The organism is Aquimarina macrocephali JAMB N27 (assembly GCF_000520995.1).
GTDB lineage: Bacteria > Bacteroidota > Bacteroidia > Flavobacteriales > Flavobacteriaceae > Aquimarina > Aquimarina macrocephali.
Genome location: NZ_JACA01000020.1, coordinates 78,204 through 101,568 on the forward strand (window position 1 = coordinate 78,204; position 23,365 = coordinate 101,568).

Here is a 23,365-nt window from a genome sequence, read left to right on the forward strand (position 1 = left end):
CAAGAAAGATTACTCCACAGATACTTATAAAAATATTCATTATTCACCGGCGGTTTTAGTAGTTTTTAATGTAAGAACTTTACTTAGTAAAGTTCTTCAGGCCCGTCTGTAACCATTTAAGGTACTCATTTGTATCTGGAGTATATGCTGCAGTCTTGTTTAGTAAATTCATATCTGCATCTAATAGTGCATAATAAGGTTGTGAGTTATTTTTAAAATTTAGGGTCTGAAATGTCGCCCACTTGTCTCCTACTGTTCTAATCTCTTTAATTCTTCCGTCGGGTTTTAAAAACTTAAATTGGTCGTCTTCTGATAGCTTTTCTCTATCATCAACATATAAAGAAATTAAGACATACTTGTTCTTAAGGATATCAATAATTTCTGGATGACTCCACACCTGCTCTTCCATTTTACGGCAATTCACACAAGCCCAACCTGTAAAATCAAGCATAATGGGTTTATTTTGGGCTTTGGCAGCTTTTACTCCTTCTTCAAAATCGGTATATGCATTAAGTCCTAAGGGTCCGTGAGCTTCTTTTTCATAAATACTATAAAATAATGGTGGAGGAAAACCACTTAGTAATTTTAAGTTCGCATAGGCTGTATTGGTAAGTCCCGGAATTAAATAAATGACAAAAGCTAATGTGATAACGCCTATAGTTTTTCTTCCTTTACTTAGTTTTTGTATCGGGCTATCATGAGGAAAACGTATTTTCCCAAAAAGATACAAGGTTAGTCCCAGACCAATAATAATCCAAATACCAATAAATACTTCTCGTTTTAAAATTCCCCAATGTTCTACAAGATCCGCGTTTGATAAAAATTTAAATGCCAATGCGAGTTCGATAAAGCCCAAGACTACTTTTACTGCATTTAGCCATCCACCACTTTTTGGTAGAGAGTTTAGCCAATTAGGAAATAACGCAAATAATGCAAATGGCAGTGCTAAGGCTAATCCAAAACCTCCCATACCAAAGCTTAGTTGCATTGCTCCTCCATCACTACTTAGAGAACCTCCTAGTAATGATCCCAAAATTGGTCCTGTACACGAGAACGATACCAGCGCCAATGTTAATGCCATAAAGAATATACCTATCACTCCCCCGATACTTGTAGCTTTACTATCTAGTTTGGTACTCCAGGAAGCAGGCAAGGTAATTTCGAAATAGCCAAAAAAGGATATCGCAAATACAATAAAAATGACAAAGAAGACAACATTAAGAGTCACATTTGTCGAAATATTATTCAATATCTCTGGATCTAACGAGTCTAACAAATGAAAAGGAAGGCTTAATAAAATATAAATAATGAATATAAAAAATCCATACAAAATAGCATTGAATAATCCTTTTTTACGATCCTTAGCTCCTTTGGTAAAAAAAGAAACTGTAAGAGGTATCATAGGAAATACACAAGGAGTCAATAAAGCTATTAATCCTCCTAAAAATCCTAAAAGGAAAATATTAAAATAGCTTTTCTCCTCTACTTGTTCTGAAGGAAAAACATCTTTGCCTTTTACATCAATATATAATGCTTTGGATTTCTTTTGATCACCTTCTGTAATACTAGACAGGTCTCCTTTATTTTCAATTGCTTCTCCAGAAAGATTGATATCAAATTCTACGGTCTCTGGAGCTAAACATTTCTCATCATCACAAACCGAAAAGAACACTTCTGCTTTAACCTGTTCCAAAGTTTTGTTTACTCGCTTGATTTTTTGAGAAAAAGTCACTTTATCTTCAAAATACTTCACATCCATCTCGAAGATGTTGTCATACTTCTCAATACCTTTAGGCTCTATCGTTTCTCCTATAAGTGTATAACTCTCGGGAGTATTATTATAAGTAAACTCTGTTGGTGTTGGAGCTATCTCATCACTATCTGCTTCATTTTGAGAATACAAATGCCATCCTTTATCAAGAGTAGCTTCAAAATATAAGATATAAGTATCATCAGTTTCTTTCTCTATAGTAGCTTTCCACTTAACAGGATCCAATGTTTGCGAAAAAAGCGTTGTAGAAAATAATATAGTGGTCAGTAATAATAAGAGATATCGCATCAGGCTATTGTAATTTTAAGTATTTGTTTTGTTTGGGGTATTATTTTAAATCTATTATCTGCTCTATAGTTTATAATCCAAATTATTTCTTTTCCAGAACATAATAACCATACTCTTTCTTTGGCGAGTAAAGATAATTTTTCGTCTTTAAAATATTTACTCAATTTCTTTTTCCCTTTCATTCCCAGAGGGTAAAAATAGTCGCCTTCTTTCCATTTTCTTACAGTTAATGGATACTTTAACTTTTCTTTATCAACATAAATGGTCTTAAGGTCTATATCCGAGATTTCGGATGTTACTTTAAATTTAAGTGTTCCCGGAGGGATCATCAACATACTTTCGGCTTCGGGTATATTGTAATTGCGATCTATGATTTTTTCTGATATTGGACTCAATAATAAACATTCTCTATCCTTTACCAAACGATGGGTTCCCGAAAAAATTTGTTTTCCGGATTGACCAGTGATCATATATTCAATATCACTCCAGGCTTTAAAACCATATTCTTTTAACAAAAAATACAAGCTAGCTCTTGGGTTTCCATAATCAATTAATCTATTAATAGGTATTTTAATAGTATCATTTTCTGAAACTTCGAACAACTCTTTTTTAAGTTGAGTTACCTGACTTTTAATAAATTCACTACTTTGTTTTAGATATTCTAAAGTGGTATTAAAACTCTGTAAAAACTGGGGGTTAACAACTTTTAATTCTGGGATCACATCAAGACGCAGTTTATTTCGCAGGTACTTCGTGCTACTATTACTACTATCTTCTCTCCATTGCCAGTCATTTTTTTCTGCATATGCTAAAATCTGCTCTCTCGAAAATGGTAATAGCGGTCGTACAAAAGTTCCATTAATTTCTGGTATACCTGTTAACCCTTCTATTCCGGTACCTCTGGATAGATTTATTAAAAAAGTTTCTAGATTATCATCTGCATGATGCGCGGTAAGAATATAATCAAACTGGTGCTCTAGGGCTAGTTTCTTAAACCAATCGTATCGTAGCTCTCTGGCCGCCATCTGAATTGATAAATTATGATCTACAGCATAGTTTTCTGTATCAAACTGTGTAGTAAAAACTGAGCATTGAAGCTCATCAGACAATTGAGTAACAAAGTTTGCATCATCATTACTTTCTTCTCCTCTTAATTTAAAATTACAATGTGCTATACTATACTGGAGACCTAGTGCATGACAAAGTCTTACAAGTATAACACTATCTAACCCACCACTACATGCGATTAATAATTTGCTTCCCGAAAGAAATGGAAAGTTTATGGCAATATGATCTTTGAACTCCTGTAACAACAGATTTTGGATTAGAGTTTTCGGTTTTTCAAATATACGATTTTGAATTGCGATAACAATCTTCTTTGAAAATTACATTTACATATTGATTATCAGGTTTTTAACACTTTATTTGGTTTGTTTTTATTATTTTTAGAAAGCAACTCTTAAATTACTGATAAATGAATAGGACACATGAATTACAAGAATTTTATGAGGCGGATGACCAAAGGGAATTTAGTAAAAAATTATTATCCATTGTACCACACTTACATCCCTATGTGAAGCACAGATTATATATTGCAGAAAGCGTAGGTATTTTACCTCAGAACATGTATTGTTCTAATGGTATTATAGATGATGCGATATTGAAACTTTATCATGATGATCTTGATGTCGAAATAGACACCTTATCTCTAGAGCTTAAACTCTTTAAAATTGCCGATGAGCTTATTGATGAATTACATATTCGTGAAGGTTGGCATCAAAGAAATATTAGCACCAGTTATTTTCTAAAAGAAGAACTCGAAAAACTTGAAGAGAATTATACCGTTGAAGGAGATAATGAACTTATTATGAAAGAAGAATTAGATGATATTTGTTATCATCAAAATTCTGAAGAAAAGCAGAGTTTTATATACAATGATATGGATTCTGATATTCTTAAAGTTATAGACTCTGAACCTTCCTCAGAGCATCGAAAACAGAAATTATTAGGTAAGTTCTATAGTTGGCTCCCAATCGAGACTTCTAAAATTATTGATCTTTTTGTTTTCGGAAGATTAAACTTTGAAGAAATTGCTAAAATTAAAGATATAACCGCACAAGAAGTCAAGGAAATTATCATTGATGTACGAAAGAGTTTTAGAAGGAATCTTATTTAGTTAGCAGTATTGAGTGACAGTTTTTATAATATTACCTATATACTTTTTACTGCAATCCCTCTAACACCTCTCGCATTGCTTTTGCTTTAAGCAAACATTCTTCATATTCTTTATCGGGATCTGACTTAGCAGTTATAGCTCCCCCTACGGTATATGATATATATTGCCTTTCCTCATTATAGAGAATACTTCTAATCACTACATTAAAGTCAAAATCTCCATCCGGAGTAAAATATCCTACAGCTCCACTGTATAAACCTCTTTTAGATTTCTCAAGATTTTCTATGATTTGCATTGCAGAAATCTTGGGTGCCCCTGTCATACTTCCCATTGGGAAAGTAGTTTTGATAACATCAACAGGGGAAATGGCATCATCAATTGCCGAAGTCACTGTAGATATCATTTGATGTACTTGTTTAAACGAATATACCTTACACAATTCCTCTACGGTGACCGACCCTTTGGTTGCAGTTCTTGATAAGTCATTTCGTACCAGATCCACAATCATTACGTTTTCTGATCGCTCTTTGGGATCACTATATAGATCTGATATTAATCTTGTATCCTCATCAATGTCCTGAGACCTTTTTGCCGTCCCCTTTATGGGTTGAGAAATTATTTTTTGACCTTCTTTTCGCAAATAGCGTTCTGGTGAAGCTGATAGCAAATAGTGGTCATTCATTCTAAAAAATGTGGCAAAAGGAGGTTTTGAAATATCGTTTAAGTGATAATATGTCTGTAAAGGGTCAATACAACTGTTTTTTGCAAAAAACTCCTGGCAAAAATTAGCTTCATAAATATCTCCCCGATGAATATGAGCAAGCATTTCATTTACCTTCTCTTTATATTCATCTTTTGTAATACGCAGGCTTATTTTTACCTTGCCACAAGGTTGCTCTACCGTATCTTTTTTGAGTATTAAACTCTCAGAAATCGTCTTAAAATCTTCTTCTATTTCATCATCTACCATTCTTAAATAATGCATTTCAAGAATATTTCCTTTGAGTAAAAAAAGTTTTTTAGGCTGAAAAAAATACAAATCCGGAAAACATAATTCATCCTGATTTGCAGAAATCAAGTCTTCTGTATCATTTTTAAGATCATAAGAAAGATATCCAAAAATCCAATCCGAAGTTAATCCCTGATATTCTTTTAATGTATCAAAACCATTATAATAATCGGTTTTTATAGTAGTAAAAGCGTCTACCGCCAATACAGCATCATAACTAGAATATTGCTGTGAATAGCTATTAGAATCCAGCCAAGTAGCCTCTTCGAATTGCTGCCCCCAGTGTAATAGCTTAGTTTTAAATTCTGAAAAATCTTCTAAAGTATATTGTCGAACACTTCGCACTTGCTCATTAAATTTGATGTGCAAAAGTACTGAGAACTTCGTTTAATCCCAATAAAAGTGTCTCATCTGTTACGGTGTTTGATTCTATAGAAAAATTATCATAAAAAGAAGGGAAACTAAAACTCTCCGCTATTTCGGCTCCAAATCTGGGAAACACATTCTTAGCAAATTCTAATGAACTTAGTCCTCCTCTTTTTCCTGGAGAAGTACTCATTAGCAAAATTTTCTTTCCTTCCAGAAAATTACGATCCAATCGAGATAACCAATCTATTACATTTTTAAAAAAAGCACCCCAGCTACCATTATGTTCATTTACAGAAATAATCAATGCATCAGCCTCAGAGATTTCTTGTTTTAGTCCCATAACCATTCCTGGGAAACCATTATTTTTTTCTTCATCCTCGCTATACATCGGCATAGCATAATTTACCAGGTTAATTATTCTTATATCATGTCCTTTTATTTCTGAAACTACAAACTCTACGAGTTTATGATTAATAGAAGTACTGCTATTAGAACCTGCGAAGGCAATGATTTTCTTCATTAGTATTGTATTAGAAAGTCAAAAGTAACCAAAATGTTCACAGTCCCAAAATAAGGCTACCTTTGTAGCATCAAAAAAAAACAAATCAATTGACTTTTCGAGATTTAAATCTAAACACGCAACTTCTTAATTCCCTTGATGATTTAGGGTTTGAGACTCCTACTCCTATTCAGGAAAAAGCTTTTGCACCCGTAATGTCTGGAAAAGATGTTGTAGGTATTGCACAAACAGGTACTGGTAAAACATATGCCTATATGCTTCCGATTTTAAGGATGCTAAAATATTCTGTACAACAAAACCCAAGAATATTAGTATTAGTTCCTACACGAGAACTTGTTGTACAGGTAGTTGATGAAATCGAAAAACTTTCTACATACACCAATGTGCGAATAACAGGAGTATATGGAGGTACAAATATCAATACGCAAAAACAAGCTGTTTCGCAAGGTTTAGATATTGTAGTTGCCACTCCGGGACGTTTATATGATCTGGCAGTAAGTAGAGCGTTACAACTCAAATCGATTCAGAAACTGGTGATCGATGAAGTCGATGTAATGTTGGATTTAGGATTCAGACATCAATTAATGAACATTTTTGATATCCTTCCGCGGCAGCGACAAAATATTATGTTTTCGGCTACAATGACAGATGAAGTAGATCAAATGATTTCAGAAATATTTGTCAAACCACAAAAAATATCAATTGCAAAAAGTGGAACACCTCTTGAAAACATCAAACAGTATGGTTACAAGGTTCCTAATTTTTACACAAAAGTAAACCTACTGGAACAATTGCTTTCTGATAAAGAAACCTATCACAAAACTTTAATTTTTGTTGGTTTTAAAAAGATTGCCGATCGTTTGTTTGAACAGTTAGAAGAAAAATATGCAGAAGAGATTTGTATTATCCATTCTAACAAAACTCAAAATTATAGATTGCGAAGTATCGAGCAATTTAGAAAAGGAGAAAATCGAATATTGATTGCTACAGATGTAATGGCCAGGGGGCTGGATATAGAAAATGTAAGTCAGGTAATTAATTTAGATACCCCAGAATATCCAGAAAATTATATGCACCGTATTGGTAGAACCGGTCGTGCAGAAAAAGAAGGAGTTTCGTTTGTACTTACTACAGAAAAAGAACAAGAGCACCTGGATGCTATCGAAAGTTTGATGGAGATGAAAATCGAGCAATTAGATATTCCTGTAGGTGTAGAAATCTCTGATCAGCTTACTCCCGAAGAACAACCCAAAATTAAAGAAATCAACAATCCTCATAAACGACCCAATGATGAAGTTGGAGCTTCTTTTCATGAAAAGTCAGCAAAAAATAAAAAAGTAAACCTGGGAGGTTCATACCAACGAGAAATTAAGAAAAAATATAAAAAACCTAAAACCAAAGGAGATAAAACATATAACTTAAAAAACAAAAACAAGAAACGATAATATAATTGATTTTGTTTTTTTTAGATTGAACTCTTCTAATACCTTTTTATGGATTTAAATCTTGCAGTATTAATCGATGGTGATAATATACCATCTTCGTACATAAAAGAAATGATGGAAGAAATTGCAAAATATGGCAATCCAACTATCAAAAGAATTTATGGAGACTGGACAAAACCAGATCTTACAAAGTGGAAAAAAATTCTTCTAGAGAATGCAATAACACCAATCCAGCAATATGGATATACAAAAGGTAAAAATGCTACAGATTCTGCAATGATTATAGATGCAATGGATATTCTATATTCTGAAAAAGTAACTGGCTTCTGTTTAGTATCCAGTGATAGTGATTTTACTCGTTTAGCAACTAGACTTAGAGAGGCAGGGATGAAAGTCTTTGGAATAGGAGAAAAAAAGACTCCAAACCCATTTATTGTAGCTTGTGATAAATTTATTTACCTCGAAATTCTTAAATACGAAGCAGAAGAAAATGAATCAGAATCTATTGATACTACATCCGTTTCTAAAAATAGTGTTGATAAAATCACTTCAAAAGAGATTAAACTAATCTCACATACCATATCCGACGTAGCCGATGACGATGGCTGGGCTTTTCTTGGAGATGTTGGTAGTCTGCTACAAAAAAAACAACCAAATTTTGATTCCAGAAACTACGGTTTTCAAAAATTGACCCCTTTAATCAAGTCAATTAAAAATTTTGAAATTGAACAACGTGAAGCTGCTAAAGGACGGTCTAAGTTAATTTATGTGCGGAATAAAAGGCAACGAAAAAAATAAGCTAATTGCAACAAAAAATATAGATATGAAATCATTAGTAGTAAAAGGAGGAATATTTTTCATTATTCTAATATCCTTTCAGATGGAAGCTCAACAGGTCTATAAAGAAAAGTTTGCACATACTTTTTCTATTGTAGCAAGAGATAAGGCAACTGGAGAAATGGCAGTAGGAGTCCAAAGTCATTGGTTTTCTGTAGGGTCGATTGTATCCTGGGGTCAATCTGGTGTTGGTGTAGTAGCAACACAATCTTTTGTTAATCCTGCATACGGCCCTAACGGCCTTAAACTTATGTCTGAAGGTAAAAGTGCCAAAGAAGCACTCGATCTTCTGGTAGCAAAAGATGATGGAAAAGATTTTAGACAAGTAGCATTTCTGGATGTAAAAGGTAATGCAGCTGCTTTTACAGGTGAAAAATGTATTGTTTCTGCGCATCATATCGTTGGAGATAACTATGCTGTACAAGCCAATATGATGCTTAATGACAACGTGGTTCCTGCAATGGCCAAAGCTTTTGAAGAGCATAAAGACCTACCACTGGCAGATCGTGTAGTCAAAGTTCTAATAGCTGCTCAGAAAGCAGGAGGAGATATCAGAGGTAAGCAATCTGCTGCACTGGTGGTTGTGAATGCTAAACCAGCTAAAAATTCTTGGGAAGATAAAAAAGTTAACCTAAGAGTAGATGATCACGCAACACCATTAGTAGAATTGCAACGCCTATTACAAGTACACAAAGCCTATGAATACATGAATAAAGGAGATCTGGCAGTAGAAGTCGGAGATATGGAAATGGCTCTCCAAGCCTATGGAGCTGCAGAACAATTATTTCCTGAAAATTTAGAAATGAAGTATTGGAAAGCAGTAGCTTTGGCCAATAACAACAGGCTTGATGAAGCATTGCCTATATTTAAGCAGATTTTTGATAAAGATGAAAACTGGAGAGAACTTACCAAAAGGCTCCCAAAATCCGGGTTATTAACCGTATCAAAAATACAACTTGATCAAATTCTTAAATTATAAAATTAATTAAAAACCAGAATTCTCATTGGCCTCTATCTTTGCTCATGGATTTACAGCATATGCGTTTGGTAAAAGTTTTTCGAAAGAGATCTATACCAAAAAATTATGGATATTAGGAATTATCTGTTCAATCCTTCCCGATGCAGATGTTATAGGTTTTAAATTTGGTATTACCTATGAAAGTTTTTGGGGACATCGGGGGTTTTCTCATTCATTATTTTTTGCTTTGCTTCTGGGGGTTATCGTTACTTTTATTTTCTATTCTAAAAAGACATTTACCAAAACAGGAGCTGCACTAATCTTATATTTTACCATTTGCACAGCTTTTCATGGTGTTCTCGATGCAATGACCACAGGAGGGCTTGGGATTGCATTCTTCTCTCCTTTTGATACTACCCGATATTTTTTTCCGTGGCGACCGATTCAAGTATCTCCGATTGGTCTTAGTAATTTTTTTAGTATCTGGGGCATTAAAGTATTGTTAAGTGAGTTGATCTGGATCGTGATACCAACAAGTATTTATATCTTAGTGATTCGTTATATCAGAAAACTCAAAAACTAACTTCGAAATAAACAATGAAAAACACTATTAAGCCTCTATTTCTTTTAGTGGTATTGTTATGCATGTACTCATGTAAAAAAGATCAAACTCACGAAGTCATTACAGTATCAGAAGAGCTTCAAATCAAAAAACTTAATGAGCATAGCTATATACATACATCATATCTGAACACCGAAAGTTTTGGAAAAGTACCATGTAATGGTATGATTATTATCGATAATAATGAAGCATTGATATTTGATACACCAACTAATGATTCTGTATCTGGAGCCTTAATAAATTGGATTCAAAAAAACTTAAAATCCGAAGTCAAAGGAATCGTTGCCACACATTTTCATGATGATTGTTTAGGAGGTTTAAAGGAGTTTCATAAAAGAAAAATTTCTTCATATGCCAGCAATGAAACCATACGTTTAGCTAAAAATAAAAACTATACAATTCCTCAAAATGGATTTGACACACACCTTGAATTAAAAGTTGGAAATAGAAAAGTATTCAATACATTTCATGGAGAAGGTCATACTTCTGATAATGTTATAAGTTATTTTCCTGATGAAAAAGTACTCTTTGGCGGTTGTTTGATTAAATCAAAAGGAGCTAAAAAAGGATACCTCGGAGACGCCAATGTAAAAGAATGGTCAACTACTGTTTCTAAAATCAAAGAAAAGTATCCCAAAGTAGAAATTGTAATCCCGGGGCATGGAGCTCACGGCGGACAGGAGTTACTAGAGTATACTATTTCTTTATTTAAAGCTGAATGATAATATATGAAAGAATTTCAAAATAACACCTCACCAAAAGACAAAAGAAAATCAAAAGTAACCATAGGGCAAGCTTTTAAAACCATTATATGGCCAAGAAAAAATCTTGTTTTTATTGGACTATTATTAATTGTCCTAAGTAGATTAGCTAGTTTGGTATTACCTATGGCTAGTAAATATCTAATGGATGATGTTATCGCCAAAAAAGATTACGAAATGCTAAAAATGCTTTTGATTGGTGTAGGTCTGGCAATTCTGGTTCAAGCGATAACATCATTCCTTTTAACCAGAATACTAAGTGTACAAGCACAATTTCTAATTTCAGAATTAAGAGCACAAGTACAGAAAAAAGTACTCTCCCTACCTATTAGTTTTTTTGACAACACAAAATCCGGAGCATTGGTATCTCGTATTATGAGTGATGTAGAAGGAGTTAGAAATCTTATTGGTACCGGATTAGTACAATTGGTTGGGGGCACAATTACAGCTATTATTTCATTGGTATTACTTATCCGAATTAGCCCATCGATGACATTATTTGTGCTGGTTCCCGTATCTGTATTCGGAATCGTAGCTTTAAAAGCATTCAAATATATTCGTCCAATTTTCAGAAAACGAGGAGTTATCAATGCAGAAGTTAAAGGTAGATTGACCGAGACTCTTGCCGGAGTACGAGTGATAAAAGGATTTAATGCCGAGGCGCAGGAAAACAAAACGTTTGAAGAAGGAGTAGATCGATTATTTCAAAATGTAAAAAAGAGTTTAACGGCTACAGCAATAATGACTAGTTCTTCAACATTTTTATTGGGTATTGCTTCTACCGGAATCATGGGGATTGGTGGATATAAAATTATGATCGATGAGTTAACCATTGGAGATTTCCTTTCCTTCACATTATTACTCGGGTTTATGATTGCCCCGATTGTACAAATGAGTAATATCGGAAGTCAGTTAACTGAAGCGCTAGCAGGCCTGGATCGTACCGAAGAGTTAATGAATATGACTCCAGAAGAAGAAATAGAGGATCGAAATATCACCTTAGATAATATAACAGGAAATATCATCTTTGACAATGTTTCATTTTCATACGAAGAAGGAAAAGAAGTACTGCATAATATTAGTTTTAAAGCTCCCTCGGGATCTGTAACTGCTTTGGTTGGTAGTTCTGGTTCTGGTAAATCTACCATTGCCGGATTAGCAGCTACATTCTTAAATCCAAAATCAGGAACCATTACTATTGATGATAATGATATTTCTAAAGTAAAGCTACATAGTTTCCGACGTAACCTTGGAGTAGTATTACAAGATGAGTTCTTATTTGAAGGCTCGATTAGAGAGAATATTTTATTTCCTAATCCAGGTGCGACAGAGGCGCAATTACAGCAAGCTGTAAAAGCATCATACGTGAATGAATTTACAGATCGTTTTGATGATGGATTAGACACTTTGATAGGAGAACGAGGTGTAAAACTTTCTGGAGGACAACGACAGCGAATTGCAATTGCCAGAGCTATTCTCGCAGATCCTAAAATTATTATTCTTGATGAAGCAACATCCAATCTGGATACAGAAAGTGAAGCTTTGATTCAAAAAAGTCTTGGTGAATTAATGAAAGGCAGAACTACTTTTGTTATCGCACACAGGTTAAGTACAATCAAAAAAGCAGATCAAATTTTGGTTATCGAATCTGGTAACATAGCAGAACACGGTAATCATGATGAACTTATCGCTGCAGAAGGCAGATATTTTGATCTATACACATATCAAGCTAGAATTTAGTATTTTTAGAATACAAAAATCAAGCTTATGAAAAATAACATTAGAGGTGGTGATGCGCCAATAGCATGCCAATTAGAGGTTGACAAAAACTATGCTTGGTGTTCTTGTGGGCATAGTACAGATCAACCGTTTTGCAATGGTAACCATAAAAAAACAGGAGGGTCTCCTCCTATCATTTTTTGTGTAGAAGAAACGAAAGAGGCTTATTTATGTACTTGTAAGCAGACCAGCAATCCTCCATATTGTGATGGATCACACAGCAATTAAACAAAAAACCATATAGAAATTTAAGATCAAGAAACGTTTGATTCTAAACATACTACAATCAACAGGTTTTATATTTTTATTTGTTGATTTTGATGAGGTAGCATTATAAAAAGTGATTTGCTACCTCTATCATTAAAATCGATATATATTACTGTATCGTTTTTTGTTTTTGAATGAATGATTGTAATTTATTTTTATCCTTTAATACTACTTTGGTGTATTCTATGTCATTGCTTTGTTTAAAAACTCCTTCAGGGCTAACAATACAATGAAAAGGAATCTCAGAAAAATAAAATTTCTGCATTGTTTCTGGATCATTATCATTGGTGTTCAATTGAATTCCTTTTGGATTTTTATTGGTTATATATTTTCCCCACCGTTTTGTATCTCGATCTATTGAAATATCAATAAATATAATACTCTCATCCTCTATAAATTCATTTTTCATTTGTTCGAGTATAGGCTTTTCTGCTATACAAGGAGGACACCAGGTGGCCCAAAAAGTGATATATAATGTTTTTCCTTTATAACTATTTAAAGAAATTAAATTTCCTTCTGAATCAATATATTCTATATCTGGTAAATAATTATCTGAGCTTGTATTAAAATCCCATAACTTCTGAGCATGTACTAAGTCTCCACCCTGCGTTACTTTAAATCCTTTTTGTAATAAAATCAAAGGTTGAGAAAGTAAAAAATAAGTAAACACAAAAATCAAAATGAAGGCAGAAGATACTTTATACACTTTTTTCACCTCTTTTCTTGAAACTATCAGTGTCAAAACTCCAATGATGATAAGCACTATTATAAAAGGAAAATACAAAAACCTAAATGGCTTAAAAATCAAAAGTGGGAGAAACAGAAAAGGAAGATATTGTATAGGAGTATTTTTATTTATCGTTCCGCCTATATAAAACCCCAATATGCATATCAAAATAGGCACCCATTTTAGTAATGCAGGGTTATAAATAGGGAGTACTTTGAGGAATAGAAAAAACAACGCAAATAATAGTATTGTGAAAGAAAGAATTCCCAAAAGAATTTTAAAAATTGATTTCTTGATCATAACTTTTATTCTATTTCTTTATCTATCCATGTAAAAATAATTGTAGCAATTCTTGAAACTATGAAAACAAAAAAACCAAAGACTGCAGGAAGTGCAGATACTTTTAATCCACTTGCAAAAACATGAGTAGAGATTTCATCTATTATTTCTACTTTATCAAACATTCCTACAATACCTATTAATTGCCCTAATAAACCCCATACTAATGTTAAAAGCCCCATAGAATTGATCAGGCTTATATATTTTTCTGAAGAAACACCTCTTTGTATTATTACCAATGTGTTTTTGATAATGATAAATAATACTAACAACAACATAATAACTATTGGTATCATAAAGAACATCCCTCCTTCTTCTATTCTATTACCGATGAATGTAAAGATCGATGAAGTTTCATTTTGTAAAATAAATAGCTTTGTAATATTGAGAATTAAACTGATCATTCTATAAAATCTATTTTAAAAAGTTATTTTTTGATAATTTCTATTTCCGGGTACTCTTTCCTTGTAAAAGCTCTTTTTATCTCTAATGGTTGTTGTTTAACATATTTATTAAAAAAAGTAAGAATCAATTGATTAGTAATATAAGACATTCTTTCTGGATCGATTTCTCCTGTTTCTGTAAGTGAATGGATTTTTGACCAATACCCAAGATCTCCAAAATTAGCATGACCTGTCGACTTTACTGTAGCTAAATAGTAATCATTTTTTGCCACTTGATCGTATACATAGAAGTTTGGAGTAAAAAATTTATCATAATTTCTGTCGGCATGCATTACCAAGAGTGGTGTTGTCAAGGTTGTATCGATCACCCTTCCAAATTGTGCTCCATCCATATTGATTACTCCCTTAATCTTATTATTTACTGAAGCATTTTGCACTACCGCTGCTCCTCCCCATGAATGCCCCAATAATCCAACTTGATTCATATTTAATTTTTGATATAAAAAGTTATTCGAATCCTCGTTTAACAAGGCCAATTGATCTATAACAAACGAAATATCATCTGACCATCTATCAAGGTTCTCAAAATAAGGTAAATAATGTATCAACTCATAAGTTGCCTTATTGCCTCGTTTACCTTTTGTATTGAGTACTAAATCCATCTTCTTTTTTACAAAACCAAAATCCACCTCTGTATTCATCTTGTCAATATTTTTTTGACTCCATTTGATTTGCTTTCCTTGATATTCTGTAAGAAAGGATTCATATGTATGATGTATTGCAAAAACCACATATCCTTGACTTACAATTTCTTCAATAATCGAAGTATACATTTCACTATTCCATAATAATCCATGAGATAAAACCACAACAGGTAACTGCTTATCTTTTATAATAGGAAGTGATTTTTGAGTATGAGTCTTTGTAAGATCAAAATGTGTAGCAATAATAGAAGGCATACCTTTACTTTCTACAAAAGCTTCTGCATATCCATGATCCATATAACGTATAGGGTTTGTAATTTCAAGATTAGAAGGATAGTATGCCTCTATTTTTAACTTTCTATAATCTCCTTTTTCTTTCGAAAGTGTTTCCTCTCGTGTTTTGTCTTCAAGATACAACGATTCTAATCCCACTGAAAAAGCACCAGATGGTTCTGGAAACTCAATTACTGGCATTATAATGCAGAGAACAATACTAATTATGGTAATAATCAATCCTAAACTACCTAATAAAACCCTTACCACTTTTCTAATGTTTGGGACATAGTACAACAATAAACTTATCAAAAGTGTGGTATACCCAAAATACATTTGCCATCTAACTCCTTCTACTAACCAATGAAGTACAAAAAAAACGACACTAGTGTAAAAAAGCCATTTTTTGATCTTTAAATATTGTGTAAAAAAACAGATTAAAAACCCTATTAATGAAAGAAGTAAAAAAGATTCTAATATTCGCATTGGTTATTTTATGATTTATTTTGAATCAAAACTAACCACATTGGATTTACCTCATTGCTTATTTGCGACAAACTACCAAATTAGCTTTACTTATACCTTAAATAGTACCAAAAATGCGATAAACCTGTAAAAAGCCAAATCAATTTGGCTTTTCATCTCGTTAATAATGTTGTTTAAAAAAATATATAGATATTACGCTCTATTTTGTTTAGCCAATGATTTCTAAAAAGTTTGTATTAAAAATAATTGTAGAATTATTACTTCATATCATCTTTTGGATTGTAGTATTGGTTTGCTATACCTATTTCTTTGGGCATAATACAGACAACATAAGTTATGTTTTTTCTTTTTCCCTATTCTTAATGCCTGTTACCATTGGAACTACCTACACTATAATTAATCATCTAATTCCAAAATATTTATTAAAAGAAAAGTATTTACTTTTCCTGCTATACTGCATATATACCATTATTATTTCTGCTTTTTTTATCACTATTTCATTTTTTTACGGGTTGATTTTTTTATCATCTCTAAAATTAGAAGGGATGGCTCCTATGACCAGAAGTCCTTTTTTTCTCTTCATTGCAGTATACTTTGTTGTCTTTGTTGCCAGTGCTTTTAGTTTGGTAAGACATAATTATAAATCAAACTCAGCAAACCGAGAACTGCAGCATAAAGTCTTAGAGGCTCAACTTAAACTTAAAGAGCAAGAATTACATTATCTCAAAATGCAAATTCACCCTCATTTCCTTTTCAATACATTAAATACTATGTATGGATTTGCATTAAAAAAATCTGAAGAAACTCCAGAAATGATCTTGAGACTTTCTAATCTATTAGACTACCTCTTATATCAAGTAGATAAGCCTCTAGTATCATTAAAACAAGAATTAGATCATATCAAAGATTATGTTACTTTAGAAAAAATGCGATTTAATGATACGCTAGATGTAACTATGAATTTTGAAGACGTAAACGATTCTATTCATATTGCTCCTATGCTATTAATTCCATTTGTAGAAAACAGTTTTAAGCATGGTCAAATAAGGAATAAAAAATTATCTATTTATATGAAACTAACATATATAAATAACGTAGTACATTTTAGTATTAAAAATTCAGTTTATAGTTCTTCTGAAAATGATGATGGCATTGGCTTGTCTAACATAAAAAAAAGGCTTTCCTCATTGTATAACAATAACCATGAGTTATTAATTTCTAAAGATGAACATTGGCATAGTGTCGAATTAAAACTAAACACTTCTAAAACAAAAAACCTATGAACAACAAAATATCCTGTATCATAGTAGATGATGAGCCTACCGCAAGGGAGATTATCTCCTCTCACCTATCAAAAATTGATCGTATTGAGGTTGTAGCAACTTGTAGTAATGCTCTAGAAGCGTTTAATTGTATTAATACCCAAAAAGTAGATCTTATTTTCCTGGATATCAATATGCCTGAGATTTCGGGGATTTCTTTTGCAAAATCTATTAATAAGGATATCAAAATTATATTTACTACCGCTTATCGCGAATACGCTATTGATGGTTTTGATCTTCATGCAGTAGATTATTTATTAAAACCTATCGCTTATGAACGATTACTAAATGCCATACATAATTATTTTGAAGTATATCATAAGGCAGAATCATCAAAAACTATCGAAGCCAGTTCGAATGAATTTATTTTTGTTCGATCAGATCGAAGGATGAAAAAAGTTGATTTTTCTGAAATTATTTACGTCGAAAGTTATAGTGATTATGTAAAAATCCATTGCCCATCAAATACTGTTATCACTAGAGAAACAATAAGTACAATCGAATCCAAATTACCGCAGCAATATTTTATGCGAACCCATCGATCTTATATTATCTCTATTTCGAGGATAGATTCATTTTCTAACGAAGAAATCATAGTTGGTAAGAAATCTATACCTATTAGCAGAAATTATAAAGCTGAAGTACTAGGAAGATTAGAGGGGATATAAAAAAAACCACCTTACGTAAGGTGGTTTTTTTATATTTAGAAAATTATTTTAAATTTCCATCTTTGTAGAAATCACATTTTCTTACTTTTTTACATATGCAATGCTCTATTATCAGTAGCAGCGAGTGCAGCTTCTTTTACTGCCTCTGTAAACGTTGGGTGTGCATGAGACATACGAGAAATATCCTCGGCAGATGCTCTAAACTCCATTGCAGTAACAGCTTCGGCAATAAGATCGGCACAACGTGCTCCTATCATATGTACACCTAATACCTCATCTGTAGTCTCATCTGCAAGTATTTTCACAAAACCATCTAAATCCCCACTAGCACGTGATCTACCTAATGCTCTAAATGGAAATTGCCCTGATTTATATTTGATACCTGCTTCTGTTAATTCTTCTTCTGTTTTACCTACTGCAGCTACTTCTGGCCAGGTATATACCACTCCTGGGATCAGATTATAATCAATATGTGGTTTCTGTCCTGCCAAGGTCTCAGCTACAAAAGTTCCTTCTTCTTCTGCTTTATGTGCTAACATGGCTCCTTTTATAACATCACCAATTGCATAAATATTAGAAGCACTCGTTTGTAAATGATCGTTAACCTCAACCTGTCCTCTGTCATTAAGTTTTACTCCTGCAGCTTCTGCATTTAATCCATCGGTATAAGGCCTACGACCAACAGATACCAAACAATAATCTCCTTTTAGTTCTACCGGGTTTCCTTTTTTATCGTCTGCAGTTACCGTTACCTCATCTCCAGAAACCGATACTCCAGTTACCTTATGAGACGTATAAATTTTGGATTTCTGCTTTTTCATTACTTTTTGCAATTCCTTGGATAGCGCTTTATCCATTCCAGGAATAATTCGGTCCATATATTCTACTACAGAAACCTCTGCACCCAAACGGCGATATACTTGTCCTAATTCTAGTCCAATTACTCCACCACCAATAATAATCAGGTGTTTTGGTACTTCTTTTAATTTAAGTGCTTCTGTAGATGTAATTACCCTCTTTTTATCAATTTTGATAAATGGTAATGTTGATGGTTTAGAACCTGTAGCAATAATCGTGTTTTTTGCTTCGATCGTTTCTACGGTTCCATCTGCTTTTGTAATATTTACATGTGTAGCATCTTTAAATGATCCTACGCCTTCAAAAACATCAATCTTATTTTTTTTCATCAAAAAACTAACCCCATCGCAAGTTTGATCTACCACACTTTGCTTACGGGCAATCATCTTTTCTAGATTGATCTTTACATCACCCGGAATCTCGATCCCGTGATCTGCAAAATGCTTTACAGCATGCTCATAGTGATGAGAAGAATCTAACAATGCCTTACTAGGAATACACCCTACATTAAGACAAGTTCCTCCAAGTGTTGAATATTTTTCGATTATTGCGGTTTTCATTCCTAGTTGTGCGCATCGAATAGCGGCCACATATCCACCAGGTCCAGAGCCAATTACGGCTACATCATATGTACTCATAATAGATTATTATGTTGTGCGTATTAATTATGAACAACAAATGTACAAATGTTTTGCTTCTTACAGAAGCACTGATCTTGTCAAATTTTTATTATAAAGCAATATTAGGACAATCAAAAAGTTATACTTTAATTAATAGAAAGAATAAATTAATGAAAGAATGAGATAATGAAGCCTTCAAAAAACAAAAATCTTTGCTAATTTGCAGCTTCGATACTTTATTTACTCTTAAAGACCTTTTGACATAATTATGCGTTATCTATCCACTCTTTTTTTGCTTGCTGTGCTAGTTTTATGGAGCTCCTGCCGTAATGATTTTGAGTCAGGCCCCAGTACAGGAAATTTAAAATTCTCAACAGATACCCTATTTCTAGATACCATTTTTACCAATATAGGCTCTAGTACGTATAGCTTTAAAGTATATAATCATACCAATGATGATTTTACCATTCCTGCAATTGCACTAGAACGTGGCGAAAGTTCTAACTACAGGCTTAATGTTGATGGTGTTCCCGGTAAATCCTTTGAGAATATTCAGGTTTTAGCAAAGGATAGTATTTTTGTTTTTGTAGAAACTACAACCGACATTACTGACCAAACAGCAGATGTAGAGTTTTTGTATACAGATCGAGTGTTATTTGATACAGGAGGAAATCAACAAGATGTAGATCTGGTAACTCTAATAAAAGATGCTGTACTTTTATTTCCTTCCCGCGATGCCATGACAGGCGAAACAGAAACTTTATTACTTGGCCTTGATGGTGAAAATAACGAAATTAGAATTGAAGGTTTCTTTCTGCAAGATGACCAACTTAATTTCACTAACGAAAAACCATATGTAATCTATGGATATGCTGCTATACCTACCGGAAAAACACTTACCATAGATGCAGGTGCGAGAATACACTTTCATACCAACTCTGGGATTATAGCTGCCAATGGTGCTACCCTAACTGTAAATGGTGAATTAAGTACAGATCCAGAGCTTCTTGAAAATGAAGTAATCTTTGAAGGTGATCGTTTAGAATCTGGTTTTAGTGATATACCTGGGCAATGGGGAACTATCTGGCTTACTGCAGGAAGTACTGGTCACACTATAAATCATGCAACCATAAAAAATGCAACAGTAGGGGTACTTATGGATTCTAATGACGGAGGCACAGATCCAACGCTTACTATTAAGAATACCCAGATCTATAATAGTTCTAATGTAGGACTTTTGGCACGTACAGGCAATGTATTAGGAGAAAACCTGGTGATTAACAATGCTGGACAAGTATCTCTTAATTGTTCATTAGGTGGAACATATAACTTTAATCACTGTACATTTGCAAATTATTCTAATATTGGGACTGGATTTAGAGAACTTCCAACGGTATTGATTGATAACAATCTACGAGTAAATGAAACCGATGTGGTTGTTGCAGATTTACTTGAGGCAAATTTCACAAACTGTATTATTTATGGGAATCAGGAATTAGAATTAATATTCAGTAAAATTGATGGCACAGCATTCAATTATAATTTCAAGAACTGCTTGATTAGATTCAATGATCTCAGTAACAAATTTACAGACAACCCTTTATACGATTTCACCAATACAGCTTTGTTTGAAAATAATATTTTAAATGAAGAGCCTGATTTCAAAACCCCACTTGAAAATATACTTAGCATAGGTGAAATTTCTGCCGCTAATGGTAAAGCTTCTACTCCTACATTAGGAACAGATATTATAGGAACCCTTCGTAGTACTACTGCTCCCGATATAGGTGCATATGAGAGTACTGTCTTTGAAGAAGAAAATTGAAGCACAATATCATTCTTCATTATTGAGCGTCAGTCTACTATATAGAATAAATAGAAAGAGGGTAAAAACCGTATTTCTACTTATAGGAAACAATTACAGTAAAGATTAGATTTGATATAATAACCATATTACTAACTAATCCTTTACACAAATGAAAACTAAATTTGCTAACCTTGCAAGTTCTTTATTAGTCGCTTGTCTTGTAATCTTCGTTATTGTTATTTCTTGTAAAACAGACACAAAGGAAAAAACGGACCAACAACCGGTTGCCTATGATAATGTTCAGGAAAAAAGTAAAGATTGTAATTGCGAACCTAACTGGTTTCCTCATACTCAAACACCTCCTCCAGAAGAAGGCAAAGGAAGTCCATTTGATACTACTAGTACGACTAATTGTATTTTTCAGCAATGGTCCTGGCAAAAATTCTTATGGTTAACCAAACCAGAAAATGGAAAAACTGTTTTCGAAAATAAGTTAATACAGGTTAGTGATTTAATGATTCCCGTAGAACCTCAATCAGGATTATCTTTAGTTCTTAAAGATATAGAGCAAGCTGGTTCCGATGGAGTCTTAAAAACCAATTCTCAATTTAACTCCAGTATTAGTAAATCTGATACCGTTTACTATTCTATTCATATAGACGATACCTTAAAAGTTGCTGCCGATCATTTTAAAACAGCTATCCTGGATGGATCCATTCCTCCAAATAATACCGAAACATTTCCTATAGGATCATTAGAATTAAAAGTTTCTTGGGTAAAAACCAGTGCAATCCCAACAGATAAACTCTCGACATATTACCAGACCAAAGCAGCTATTTATGAAAATGGTGCATATGTTAAAAGTGATGTTGCTTTACTAGGAATGCATGTAGTAGGTGTAGTTATAAACCATCCAGAATTTATATGGGCGACTTTTGAACATAATGATATGGCTCCATACTATGACTGGAGTACCAATATAGTATCATCTACCGATGAAAAATTATTATATGGTAAAGGAAATACTTCATCTCTAGACGGGATTACATGGGGTGGTACTCAACCAAAAGAACCCAACAAAGCGTTTACACTTTTTGAATTTGGTGTTCCTAGAACACAGGGCAACGGTTTTATGGAAACCAGTCAAAAAGAACCAAAAAATTATGACAACATTACAACGATCAATTCCTGTGTTTCTTCAAAATTACAGGATGTTTGGAAAAATTATTTTTATAACGGAGGGATTTGGATCGACACCGATGGGCTATCTCCACAAAAACAAGCTGATACCATCCAAAAATTAGCCGGCAATATATCTCATGCTACAAAAGGATCTATCGCGAGAGGATCTCTAAATCTTTCTAATCTTACTATGGAAACCTATACACAGACTTTTCAAAGCGATGTGCACAACATTAATGTAAATAATCTGGTCAATTGCTTTGTTTGTCATAACTCAGAAAATTTTGACGAAGATAAAGCCAAATCACCATTATACTTAAGTCATATATTTAATGCATATCTACAACATGGCACAGGAAAAACACATGATGAAATCAATGCATTAAAAATCAAAGAATTTAACGAACAGTTTATAAAAAAAGAGTAATTCTCATATTCAATTCAATTATAACTGCTCGTATTTTATCATAGGCAAATACGAGCAGTTTTCTATTTCACCACATATCGAATTCGAATCATCCCATGAATTTTCAAAATTTAAACAATAAAGGCAACAAATCATTACATTTGAATACATTTATAAAAACGAAAACTTATAATCTATTTTTCAGTTTACTACAATGAATTCATATCTCTTTACTTCTCAACGATTAGGTTTCCGTAATTGGACCCTTAATGACTTAGAAACATTATTCGAAATCAATAATGATAATGATGTAATGGAATTTTTTCCGTTTAAACCATCAAAAGAAGATACTAAAGCATTTATTATTAGAATGCAGGAAATGTATGCAGAAAAAGGGTTTTGTTATTTTGCTGTTGATCTCCTGGATAATGCAGAACTTATAGGGTTTATAGGTTTATGTGAACAAAACTATTTAGAAGAACGAGGACCTTTTATTGATATTGGTTGGCGACTCAAAAAGAGTATCTGGAATAAAGGATATGCTACTGAGGGGGCTAAAGCTTGTTTAGATTTTGGTTTTAATACTATTAGTCTAGATAAAATTTATTCTACAGCGCCAGAAATAAATATAAAATCACAATTAATCATGAAAAAGATCGGAATGCAACAAATCGAAACTTTTGAGCACCCCAAATTATTAGATGATAAGCGACTGAAAAATTGTGTGCTATACGAAAGAAAAGGGATACTAGAATAACTTAAAAACA

Annotated in this window: 21 protein-coding genes; 13 read left to right on the top strand and 8 right to left on the bottom strand. The window is 33.0% G+C overall.

Annotation, left to right across the window (positions count from 1 at the left end; translation table 11 throughout):
- Positions 1 to 79: 79 nt before the first annotated feature.
- Complete coding sequence (locus tag Z054_RS0112655) at positions 80 to 2,059, bottom strand: protein-disulfide reductase DsbD family protein (RefSeq protein WP_024770431.1); 1,980 nt, start codon at positions 2,057 to 2,059, stop codon at positions 80 to 82.
- Complete coding sequence (tilS, locus tag Z054_RS0112660) at positions 2,059 to 3,372, bottom strand: tRNA lysidine(34) synthetase TilS (RefSeq protein WP_024770432.1); 1,314 nt, start codon at positions 3,370 to 3,372, stop codon at positions 2,059 to 2,061. Before tilS ends, Z054_RS0112655 begins: the two co-directional genes overlap by 1 nt.
- Positions 3,373 to 3,533: 161 nt before the next feature.
- On the opposite strand from tilS, the gene Z054_RS0112665 reads away from it, so the two are divergent.
- Positions 3,534 to 4,235 (top strand): hypothetical protein, encoded by a 702-nt coding sequence (locus tag Z054_RS0112665; RefSeq protein ID WP_024770433.1) that lies wholly within the window; start codon positions 3,534 to 3,536, stop codon positions 4,233 to 4,235.
- Positions 4,236 to 4,281: 46 nt separating this feature from the next.
- Here Z054_RS0112665 and pabB read toward each other — a convergent pair whose 3' ends face one another.
- Both pabB and Z054_RS0112675 read right to left on the bottom strand, forming a co-directional pair.
- Complete coding sequence (pabB, locus tag Z054_RS0112670; RefSeq protein WP_024770434.1) at positions 4,282 to 5,589, bottom strand: aminodeoxychorismate synthase component I; 1,308 nt, start codon at positions 5,587 to 5,589, stop codon at positions 4,282 to 4,284.
- 7 nt (positions 5,590 to 5,596) lie between these two features.
- Positions 5,597 to 6,133 (bottom strand): NADPH-dependent FMN reductase, encoded by a 537-nt coding sequence (locus Z054_RS0112675; protein WP_024770435.1) that lies wholly within the window; start codon positions 6,131 to 6,133, stop codon positions 5,597 to 5,599.
- An 89-nt stretch (positions 6,134 to 6,222) separates the two neighbouring features.
- Between Z054_RS0112675 and Z054_RS0112680 the strand changes: the two genes are divergently transcribed.
- From Z054_RS0112680 to Z054_RS0112710, 7 genes are read left to right on the top strand one after another with little or no spacing between them, the layout of a single operon-like run.
- Positions 6,223 to 7,578, top strand: a complete 1,356-nt coding sequence (locus Z054_RS0112680; RefSeq protein ID WP_024770436.1) for a DEAD/DEAH box helicase — start codon at positions 6,223 to 6,225, stop codon at positions 7,576 to 7,578.
- Positions 7,579 to 7,626: 48 nt separating this feature from the next.
- Positions 7,627 to 8,376, top strand: coding sequence for an NYN domain-containing protein (locus Z054_RS0112685; protein ID WP_024770437.1), 750 nt, complete (start codon positions 7,627 to 7,629; stop codon positions 8,374 to 8,376).
- Positions 8,377 to 8,401: 25 nt separating this feature from the next.
- On the top strand, positions 8,402 to 9,394 hold the full coding sequence (locus tag Z054_RS0112690) for a DUF1028 domain-containing protein (protein WP_024770438.1): 993 nt from the start codon (positions 8,402 to 8,404) through the stop codon (positions 9,392 to 9,394).
- 25 nt (positions 9,395 to 9,419) lie between these two features.
- Entirely contained in the window at positions 9,420 to 9,956 is a 537-nt protein-coding gene (locus Z054_RS0112695) for a metal-dependent hydrolase (RefSeq protein WP_024770439.1), read from the top strand.
- Between the two features lie 14 nt (positions 9,957 to 9,970).
- Positions 9,971 to 10,717, top strand: a complete 747-nt coding sequence (gene bla / locus Z054_RS0112700) for a subclass B1 metallo-beta-lactamase (RefSeq protein WP_024770440.1) — start codon at positions 9,971 to 9,973, stop codon at positions 10,715 to 10,717.
- Positions 10,718 to 10,723: 6 nt separating this feature from the next.
- Entirely contained in the window at positions 10,724 to 12,496 is a 1,773-nt protein-coding gene (locus Z054_RS0112705; protein ID WP_024770441.1) for an ABC transporter ATP-binding protein, read from the top strand.
- A 27-nt stretch (positions 12,497 to 12,523) separates the two neighbouring features.
- Complete coding sequence (locus Z054_RS0112710; protein WP_024770442.1) at positions 12,524 to 12,763, top strand: CDGSH iron-sulfur domain-containing protein; 240 nt, start codon at positions 12,524 to 12,526, stop codon at positions 12,761 to 12,763.
- A 148-nt stretch (positions 12,764 to 12,911) separates the two neighbouring features.
- Here the strand turns inward: Z054_RS0112710 and Z054_RS0112715 are convergent, their stop codons facing one another.
- The 3 genes from Z054_RS0112715 to Z054_RS0112725 are packed head-to-tail and all read right to left on the bottom strand — an operon-like array spanning position 12,912 to position 15,735.
- Positions 12,912 to 13,829, bottom strand: coding sequence for a TlpA family protein disulfide reductase (locus tag Z054_RS0112715; protein WP_024770443.1), 918 nt, complete (start codon positions 13,827 to 13,829; stop codon positions 12,912 to 12,914).
- Positions 13,830 to 13,834: 5 nt separating this feature from the next.
- Positions 13,835 to 14,272 carry a MotA/TolQ/ExbB proton channel family protein gene (locus tag Z054_RS0112720; protein ID WP_024770444.1) on the bottom strand — a complete coding sequence of 146 codons (438 nt, stop codon included), beginning with the start codon at positions 14,270 to 14,272 and terminating at the stop codon, positions 13,835 to 13,837.
- A 23-nt stretch (positions 14,273 to 14,295) separates the two neighbouring features.
- Positions 14,296 to 15,735 (bottom strand): alpha/beta hydrolase, encoded by a 1,440-nt coding sequence (locus Z054_RS0112725; protein WP_024770445.1) that lies wholly within the window; start codon positions 15,733 to 15,735, stop codon positions 14,296 to 14,298.
- A gap of 215 nt (positions 15,736 to 15,950) precedes the next feature.
- Between Z054_RS0112725 and Z054_RS0112730 the strand changes: the two genes are divergently transcribed.
- Positions 15,951 to 17,018, top strand: a complete 1,068-nt coding sequence (locus tag Z054_RS0112730; RefSeq protein WP_024770446.1) for a sensor histidine kinase — start codon at positions 15,951 to 15,953, stop codon at positions 17,016 to 17,018.
- Positions 17,015 to 17,725, top strand: coding sequence for a LytR/AlgR family response regulator transcription factor (locus tag Z054_RS0112735; protein ID WP_024770447.1), 711 nt, complete (start codon positions 17,015 to 17,017; stop codon positions 17,723 to 17,725). Before Z054_RS0112730 ends, Z054_RS0112735 begins: the two co-directional genes overlap by 4 nt.
- Before the next feature lie 89 nt (positions 17,726 to 17,814).
- On the opposite strand, the gene lpdA is transcribed toward Z054_RS0112735, so the two are convergent.
- On the bottom strand, positions 17,815 to 19,221 hold the full coding sequence (gene lpdA, locus Z054_RS0112740) for a dihydrolipoyl dehydrogenase (protein ID WP_024770448.1): 1,407 nt from the start codon (positions 19,219 to 19,221) through the stop codon (positions 17,815 to 17,817).
- Between the two features lie 250 nt (positions 19,222 to 19,471).
- Between lpdA and Z054_RS0112745 the strand changes: the two genes are divergently transcribed.
- The 3 genes from Z054_RS0112745 (at position 19,472) to Z054_RS0112755 (ending at position 23,355) form a co-directional block, all read left to right on the top strand.
- Positions 19,472 to 21,028: a hypothetical protein gene (locus Z054_RS0112745; RefSeq protein WP_024770449.1), complete on the top strand. Its 1,557-nt coding sequence runs from the start codon at positions 19,472 to 19,474 to the stop codon at positions 21,026 to 21,028.
- Positions 21,029 to 21,179: 151 nt separating this feature from the next.
- Positions 21,180 to 22,619 carry a hypothetical protein gene (locus Z054_RS0112750; protein WP_024770450.1) on the top strand — a complete coding sequence of 480 codons (1,440 nt, stop codon included), beginning with the start codon at positions 21,180 to 21,182 and terminating at the stop codon, positions 22,617 to 22,619.
- A 193-nt stretch (positions 22,620 to 22,812) separates the two neighbouring features.
- Positions 22,813 to 23,355, top strand: a complete 543-nt coding sequence (locus tag Z054_RS0112755) for a GNAT family N-acetyltransferase (protein WP_024770451.1) — start codon at positions 22,813 to 22,815, stop codon at positions 23,353 to 23,355.
- The last annotated feature ends 10 nt before the right edge of the window (positions 23,356 to 23,365 follow it).